We start from the raw sequence: 7,379 nt of genomic DNA, 5'->3' as shown, positions 1-7,379 counted from the left end.
ACCCGAGCCATCAGCGCGATCCGCGAAGATGCCTGGGTGGGGATCCACTACACCGACGCCGTCTTCGAAGAAGACACCGGTGAGTGGATCAGTGACGCTGAGGTCGCAGAAGTCCCTTTCACCGCATTCACGTCCCATCCCAAGGAGGACCAGGTCACCTGCAGGCTCGTCGTACGACGCGTCAAACGGCTGAACCCGACAGCTCATGCGGATCAGGGGGAACTCTTCGACACGTACAGGTACCACCCCCTCATCACCAACTCCCCCCTCCCCATGATTCAAGCCGATGAGCGCCATCGGGGACACGCCATCATCGAACAAGTCATGGCCGAGCTGAAGGGCAACGCCCTGGCCCACCTGCCCTCAGGCCGCTTCACCGCCAACGCCGCTTGGCTCCAGTTGGCCGTCCTCGCCTTCAACATCTCCCGGGCCGCCGCCCACGCGGCGGGCATGAGCACAGCGCGTATGTCCACCCTGCGTATCCGGGTCACCATGATTACCGCCCGCCTCGCCCGCCACTCCAGGCGTCGCTTCCTGCACTACCCCACCCACTGGCCCTGGCAGCAGGAGTTCATGACCCTGTGTGCCTACGCCACCGGCACAGGCCCACCCCAAGCGGCCTGACCACCCACCCGCCCCAGCCCCACCCGGGCCCAACCCCGAGGACCCCACAGGACAAGCCGACACCAGCGGTCGGAGAACCACCCACGCCCACACCACCCCGACAAGCCCACCAGCCGGATCAGCCAACCCGCCCACCCCAAAACGGTGGATCAGGGCTGAGTCGACCGGCACCGGTCGGGTCCGTGGCGTCCACCGGGCCGCGATGTGTCGCGAACCGGCCCGATCCACTCCCATTGGTAGGGTCGAGACGTGACTGAGGAACTGATTCTGCTTCCAGCTGTCGACGTCCAGGACGGTCAGGCCGTCCAGCTCCAGCAAGGGGTGGCCGGCACCCAGAAGGTCTTCGGGGACCCCCTGGAGGCGGCCCGGAGATGGCAGACCCAGGGAGCCCAGTGGATCCATCTGGTCGATCTGGACGCCGCCTTCGGCCGGGGTTCGAACACCGAACTGATCCGCCGGGTGGTAGGCGAGATGGGGATCAATGTCGAGGTCTCCGGCGGTATCCGCGACCAGGCCAGCCTGGACGCGGCCCTGGCGGCCGGGGCCAGCCGGGTCAACATCGGCACCGCCGCCCTGGAGAACCCGCAGTGGTGCGACGAGGCGGTGGCCCAGTTCGGCGACCGGGTGGCGATCGGCCTGGACGTCCGCGGGGACCGGCTGGCGGCCCGCGGCTGGACCCAGGAGGGCGGTCGGCTGCTCGAGGTGCTGGCCCGCCTGGAGGAGGCCGGCTGCCGCCGTTACGTGGTCACCGACGTCAACAGCGACGGGATGCTCACCGGCCCCAACTACGAACTACTGGGTCAGGTGTGCGCCCGCACCCAGGGCAAGGTGGTCGCCTCCGGCGGGATCTCCACCCTGGAGGACCTGCGTCGGCTGCGCGGACTGGTGCCGATCGGCGTCGAGGGCGCGATCGTCGGCACCGCCCTGTACCTGGGCAATTTCACCCTGCCCGACGCCATGACGGTCTGCCGGGGGCAGTCCGCCCGGGTCTGAGCGACCCTCCAGACCCCGGTGTAAACTAAAGGGTCGTTCGCGCGGGGAGGATTCCGCGCCGGTTTCGGGTGCTGCTCCGCAGCAGTGCCGAAGTCGGGTGCTGCTCCGCAGCAGTGCCGAAGTCGGGTGCTGCTCCGCAGCAGCGCCGAAGTCATCGAACTGTGCACATCCACTTCAGACATCAGGAGGCGCGTCCATGAGCGGTCACTCCAAGTGGGCCACCACGAAGCACAAGAAGGCGGCCATCGACGCCAAGCGCGGCAAGCTGTTCGCCAAACTGGTCAAGAGCATCGAGGTCTCGGCCCGGGTGGGAGGAGGAGACCCGTCGGGCAACCCGACCCTCTTCGACGCCATCCAGAAGGCGAAGAAGAACTCGGTCCCCAATGACAACATCAACCGCGCCGTCAAGCGCGGATCCGGTGCGGGCTCCGACGCGGTGTCCTACGAGACGATCATGTACGAGGCCTACGGCCCGGCCGGGATCGCGATCCTCATCGAGTGCCTCACCGACAACCGCAACCGCGCCGTCTCCGACGTGCGGGTGGCGGTCACCCGCAACGGCGGCACGATGGCCGACGGCGGGTCGGTCCAGCGGCTCTTCCAGCGCAAGGGGGTCGTCGAGGTCCCCAAGAGCTATGACGTCGAGGAGGGCCGCCGGACGGTGACCAGAACGGTCAGCGAGGACGACCTGCTCGAGGCCACCCTGGAGGCCGAGCCCGAGGACATCGTCGACGACGGCGACTCCTTCGAGATCATCTCCGACCCCAATGTGGTGGTCGAGGTCCGCAAGGCCGTCCAGGCCGCCGGCATCGACTACGACTCCGCCGAGGTCTCCTTCCGCGCCGACTTCGAGCAGCCCGTCGACGTCGACGACGCCCGCAAGCTGTTCAAGATCCTGGACGCCGTCGACGACCTGGACGACGTCCAGAACGTCTTCTCCAATGCCGACGTCACCCCCGAGGTGGCTGCCGCCATCGACGAGGACGAGGACTGACCGGTACGCCGGAGCCCTCGCCGGGTCGTGGGCCCGGGCGCGGGCCGGTGCAGAGGCTCAACCGGGTCACCGCCTCCGACCGCCGGCTGATGCGGGTGATGGGGGTCGATCCCGGCCTGACACGGTGCGGGGTGGCCTTGGTTGAGGGCGGTTACGGCCGCCAGCTGAGACTGGTGGCGGTCGGCGTCATCCGCACCCCGGCTGACCAGGACACCTCCCGCCGGTTGCTGCACATCCACGACGAGCTGGAGGAGTGGTGCACCACCTACCGCCCCGACCAGGTGGCCATCGAGAGGGTCTTCGCCCAGCACAACAGGTCCACCGTGACCGGCACCGCACAGGCCGCCGGGCTGGCGATGGTGGTGGGGGCCCGGCACGGACTTCCGGTCGCCCTGCACACCCCCAGTGAGGTCAAGGCGGCGATTTCCGGGTCGGGTCGGGCCGACAAGTCCCAGGTGGGGCTGATGGTGGCCCGTGTCCTGCACCTGGACAAGGCCCCCCGACCCGCCGACGCCGCCGACGCGGTGGCCCTGGCGATCTGCCAGATCTGGCGCGGCGGGGCCGACCAGCGTCTGCAGGCCGCGGCCGAGGCCCAGCGGGCCGTCACCGGGCGCAGAGCCCGTTCATGGAAGGATCTGGCACGTTGATCTCGCATCTTCGCGGCACCGTCTCCACCGCCGGCCCCACCTGGGTGGTGCTGGACATCTCGGGGGTGGGCCTGCGGGTGAGCTGCCCGCCGGCCACCGCGGCCGCCGCCCGGACCGGCTCCCAGCTGGCCCTGGAGACCAGCCTGGTGGTCCGGGAGGACTCGATGACCCTGCACGGGTTCGTCTCCGCCGCGGACCGGGACGCCTTCGAACTGGTCCAGACCGCCTCGGGGGTCGGACCGAAACTCGCGATGGCGATGCTGTCGGTCCTGGACGCCGAGCAGCTGGCAGCCGCCCTGGCGGGCGAGGACGCCGCCGCACTGTGCCGGGTGCCCGGTATCGGACGCAAGGGCGCCGCAAAGCTCATCCTGGAGCTCAAGGACCGCGCCCCGATGATCTCCTCGGGGGCCGCTGCCGCCGGAGGAGCCCCGGCCGCGGTGCCGGGCGCCGAACCCTGGCGGGAACAGGTGGTCGACGGACTCACCGGTCTGGGCTGGTCGACCCGCGACGCCGAACGGGCCGCCGAGTCGGTGGCCGGGATGCGCACCGAGGATCCCGACGTCTCGATCGGGGTCCTCATGAGGGCGGCCCTCAGAAGCCTCGCCAGCTGAGCCGCCCGGCCGGCCCCAGCACGCCGGGGGAGTGTCGGTGTCGTTGACTATCGTGATCTCTGAGCGGCCCGCTGCGGCCGCCTGAGGAGGAAGAGGGGTAATGGAGAACTCGCCGGTCGATCCCTGGGCCGAGCCACCCGAGAAGGCCGAGGAGGCTGCTCTTCGGCCCGGTGCACTGGCCGATTTCCGCGGCCAGCCACGGGTCTCCAACCAGCTGGGACTGGTGCTGGAGGCCGCCCGGGCACGCCAGACCACCCCCGACCATGTCCTGCTGTCGGGACCCCCCGGGCTGGGCAAGACCACCCTGGCGATGATCATCGCCGCCGAGATGGGTGCTCCGATCCGGATCTCCTCGGGTCCGGCGATCCAGCACGCCGGCGACCTGGCCGCCATCCTCTCCTCGCTGGTTCCCGGCGAGGTGTTCTTCCTCGACGAGATCCACCGGATGTCCAAGCCCACCGAGGAGATGCTCTACCTGGCGATGGAGGACTTCCGGGTCGACGTGGTGGTGGGCAAGGGGCCCGGCGCCACCGCCATCCCGATCGACATCCCGCCCTTCACCCTGGTCGGTGCCACCACCCGGGCGGGTCTGCTGCCCGGCCCGCTGCGCGACCGGTTCGGCTTCACCGCCCAGCTGGAGTTCTACGACCCAGCCGATCTGGAGGACATCATCACCCGCTCGGCCGGCGTCCTGGGGGTGGACCTGGCGGCCGACACCGCGGCCACCATCGCGGGTCGGTCCCGGGGGACGCCGCGGATCGCCAACCGGCTGCTGCGCCGGGTCCGCGACTACGCCGAGGTCAACATCGGGTCGGGACCGGTGAGCCCGGCCAGCGCCGCTGCCGCCCTGGACCTCTACGAGGTCGACCCGCTCGGCCTGGACCGGCTGGACCGGGCCGTGCTGGACGCCGTCTGCGTCAAGTTCGGCGGCGGACCGGTCGGCCTGTCGACCCTGGCGATCAGCGTGGGGGAGGAGCCGCAGACCGTCGAGGAGGTGGCCGAGCCCTTCCTGGTGAGACTGGGCTTCCTGATGCGCACCCCGCGCGGCCGGGTGGCCACCGACCGGGCCTGGACCCATCTGGGTCTGACCCCTCCGGACCGCTCGGACTCCAGTACCTCGGCCAGCGAGGCCGGGCTGTTCTGAGCCGGTTCGGGCCGTCTCCCAGCTGCCCCACAGCGAACGCGGGAGGAATCCGTTGGTCCGGACAGGTACCATGTCCGGGGCAATCGTGATTCAAGAAAAGGACTTTACATGCCACTCCTCGCCGGCCTTGGCGGCCTCATGCCGATGGTCATCATCCTCATCGTCTTCCTGGGGCTGATGAGTTTCACCACGCGTCGAAACATGAAGAAGCAGCAGGCCGCCCGCAAGGACATGGAGAACTCGATGGTGGAGGGAGCCCGGGTGATGCTCACCAGCGGCATCTTCGGCACCCTCACCCACGTCGGTGACAAGCAGGCCATCGTCGAGCTCGCCCCCGGTGCCGAGATCGTCGTCGTCAAGCAGGCCATCAACAAGGTCGTCAGTCCCGCCGACGAGGAGTTCTCCTTCGCCGGTGAGACCGCAGAGCCGGCTCCGGTGGACTCCGCCGCACCGCAGGTCGCCCCCGTCGAGACCGCCCCCGTTGAGTCAGCGGCCGCTGAGTCCGGGGATCCGGTCGCCGCCCAGAGCGCGACCGGCGATCCCACCACCGAGAACAAGCCCTCGGAGTAGTCTTCCGGCCGGGAACTCCCGACCCACCTCTCACGCAGGAGGCGACAGCCAGACGGCTGCGCCTCCTGACCACCGACCAAGGACTCCGATACGTGGCTAGTACTCAGCGCAAGCCCCACCCAGGCAGGACACTCATCATCTTCCTGGTGGTCATCGCCGCGATGTACGGGTTGATGGCCGCCACCCACTCCTGGTCCCCGCGGCTCGGCCTGGACCTCAAGGGTGGCACCACGATCACCCTGACGGCCCGGACCAGCGACGGCAAGGCGCCGTCATCGGCCAATCTCGAGCAGGCCCGCAACATTATTCAGCAGCGGGTCAACTCACTCGGGGTGGGGGAGTCCTCGGTCAAGACCTCCGGCGACCGCAACATCGTCGTCTCGGCGCCCAATGTGAACTCCGACAAGCTGCTGGAGATGGTCGGTCAGACCGCCCAGCTGGGGTTCCGCTTCGTCTACGCCGAGCAGCAGGTGCAGGCGACCCCGTCCGCCAGCGGATCGGCCGGATCCACCGCCCAGGCGCCGGCGCCGAGCGGCCTGCCGACCGCCCCCTCGACGGTGGTTCCCACCGCCACCGGGCTGCCCAGCGCCCCGGCCAGCTCGAAGGCCTCGGCGAAGACCTACTCGCCCACCGACGCCGGTGCCCAGGCCAACCAGGTGAAGGCCGCGCAGGCCTGGCAGCCCACTGAGGCCGATCAGCAGGCCTTCACCGATCACAAGTGCGGCCAGAACGTCACCGCTCAGGACGGTGACGCGCTGGTGACCTGCAACCGCGAGGGGAACATGAAGTTCCTGCTCTCCCCGGTGGCACTGCCCGGAACCCTGGTCACCAAGGCCACCGCCGGCATCCCCGAGGGCAACGTCTCCTACGTCGTGAACCTCACCTTCAACTCGATCGGTGCGACGAGCTTCGGCACCGCGACGACCTACCTGTGCTCCAAGCAGAGCCCGCAGAACCAGTTCGCGGTGGTCCTGGACGGCAAGGTGATCTCCTACCCCCAGCTGGACGGCAACAAGGGCACGTCGTGCCCCATCACCACCGGCCAGGCGGAGATCTCCGGCAGTTTCACCCAGCAGTCGGCCGACGAACTGGCCAGCATCCTCAAGTACGGCGCCCTGCCGCTGTCCTTCACCGCCTCCAGCGTCGACACCGTCTCGCCCACCCTCGGTGGCGAGCAGCTGCGGGTCGGCCTGATCGCCGGCCTCGTCGGCCTGCTGCTGGTGGCCGCCTACTGCATCATCTACTACCGCGGTCTGGGGCTGGTGGTGATCAGCTCCCTGCTGATCGCCGGAGCCTTCACCTACGCGGCCGTCGTGCTGCTCGGGGATTCCATGGGATTCACCCTGTCACTGGCCGGGGTCGCCGGCGCCATCGTGGCGATCGGCATCACCGCCGACTCCTTCATCGTCTACTTCGAACGGATCCGTGACGAGATACGCGAGGGCCGCACCCTGCGCACCTCGCTGAGCACCGGGTGGCGCAAGGCCCGCGGCACCATTGCGATGGCCGACGGCGTCCAGCTGCTGTCGGCGGTCATCCTGTTCATCCGCTCGGTCGACCAGGTCAAGGGGTTCGCCTTCACCCTGGGGCTGACCACCGCGATCGACCTGCTGATCTGCTTCTTCTTCACCCATCCGATCATGCTGGTCCTCGGCCGGACCAAGTTCTGGGGTCGAGGACGACGAGGATCGGGTCTGGAACCCGCGCACATGGGGGTCAGCGAGGCCCAGCTGCTGGGCCGACGCGCTCACCGCCTGGCTTCCACCACTGCCCACCTCGACCAGAAGGAGGCCTGA

9 protein-coding genes are annotated in these 7,379 nt (G+C 69.2%); 8 read left to right on the top strand and 1 reads right to left on the bottom strand.

The annotated features are described in order from the left end of the window. On the bottom strand, positions 1-297 hold a 297-nt coding region (locus tag H590_RS19070), incomplete at its 3' end, for a hypothetical protein (RefSeq protein ID WP_245569815.1). Positions 298-324: 27 nt separating this feature from the next. Here H590_RS19070 and H590_RS19065 point away from each other — a divergent pair. The 8 genes from H590_RS19065 to secD all read left to right on the top strand — a co-directional run bounded on the left by H590_RS19065 (position 325) and on the right by secD (position 7,379). Then, positions 325-624: a transposase gene (locus H590_RS19065; protein ID WP_342663332.1), complete on the top strand. Its 300-nt coding sequence runs from the start codon at positions 325-327 to the stop codon at positions 622-624. A 249-nt stretch (positions 625-873) separates the two neighbouring features. Beyond that, entirely contained in the window at positions 874-1,617 is a 744-nt protein-coding gene (priA, locus tag H590_RS0103990; RefSeq protein ID WP_028702549.1) for a bifunctional 1-(5-phosphoribosyl)-5-((5-phosphoribosylamino)methylideneamino)imidazole-4-carboxamide isomerase/phosphoribosylanthranilate isomerase PriA, read from the top strand. A gap of 196 nt (positions 1,618-1,813) precedes the next feature. Then, complete coding sequence (locus tag H590_RS0103985; RefSeq protein WP_028702548.1) at positions 1,814-2,611, top strand: YebC/PmpR family DNA-binding transcriptional regulator; 798 nt, start codon at positions 1,814-1,816, stop codon at positions 2,609-2,611. 98 nt (positions 2,612-2,709) lie between these two features. Further along, positions 2,710-3,258 carry a crossover junction endodeoxyribonuclease RuvC gene (gene ruvC, locus H590_RS0103980; RefSeq protein WP_028702547.1) on the top strand — a complete coding sequence of 183 codons (549 nt, stop codon included), beginning with the start codon at positions 2,710-2,712 and terminating at the stop codon, positions 3,256-3,258. Then, positions 3,255-3,869, top strand: coding sequence for a Holliday junction branch migration protein RuvA (ruvA, locus tag H590_RS0103975; protein WP_028702546.1), 615 nt, complete (start codon positions 3,255-3,257; stop codon positions 3,867-3,869). Before ruvC ends, ruvA begins: the two co-directional genes overlap by 4 nt. Positions 3,870-3,969: 100 nt before the next feature. Then, on the top strand, positions 3,970-5,013 hold the full coding sequence (gene ruvB / locus H590_RS0103970) for a Holliday junction branch migration DNA helicase RuvB (protein WP_028702545.1): 1,044 nt from the start codon (positions 3,970-3,972) through the stop codon (positions 5,011-5,013). Between the two features lie 108 nt (positions 5,014-5,121). Then, positions 5,122-5,583: a preprotein translocase subunit YajC gene (yajC, locus tag H590_RS14775; protein WP_051238150.1), complete on the top strand. Its 462-nt coding sequence runs from the start codon at positions 5,122-5,124 to the stop codon at positions 5,581-5,583. A gap of 134 nt (positions 5,584-5,717) precedes the next feature. Further along, a complete protein-coding gene (secD, locus tag H590_RS0103960) occupies positions 5,718-7,379 on the top strand; it encodes a protein translocase subunit SecD (RefSeq protein ID WP_028702544.1) in 1,662 nt (553 codons plus the stop codon).

The organism is Acidipropionibacterium jensenii DSM 20535, assembly GCF_000425285.1.
GTDB lineage: Bacteria > Actinomycetota > Actinomycetes > Propionibacteriales > Propionibacteriaceae > Acidipropionibacterium > Acidipropionibacterium jensenii.
Note: the sequence above shows the minus strand (reverse complement) of the source record. Positions and strands in the feature narration are given on the sequence as shown.

Bases quoted from the DNA above. Each gene is read 5' to 3' on its own strand.
- ruvB (WP_028702545.1), top strand. From the start codon at position 3,970: ATGGAGAACTCGCCGGTCGATCCCTGGGCCGAGCCACCCGAGAAGGCC.
- H590_RS19065 (WP_342663332.1), top strand. From the start codon at position 325: ATGGCCGAGCTGAAGGGCAACGCCCTGGCCCACCTGCCCTCAGGCCGC.
- yajC (WP_051238150.1), top strand. From the start codon at position 5,122: ATGCCACTCCTCGCCGGCCTTGGCGGCCTCATGCCGATGGTCATCATC.
- H590_RS0103985 (WP_028702548.1), top strand. From the start codon at position 1,814: ATGAGCGGTCACTCCAAGTGGGCCACCACGAAGCACAAGAAGGCGGCC.
- ruvC (WP_028702547.1), top strand. From the start codon at position 2,710: ATGGGGGTCGATCCCGGCCTGACACGGTGCGGGGTGGCCTTGGTTGAG.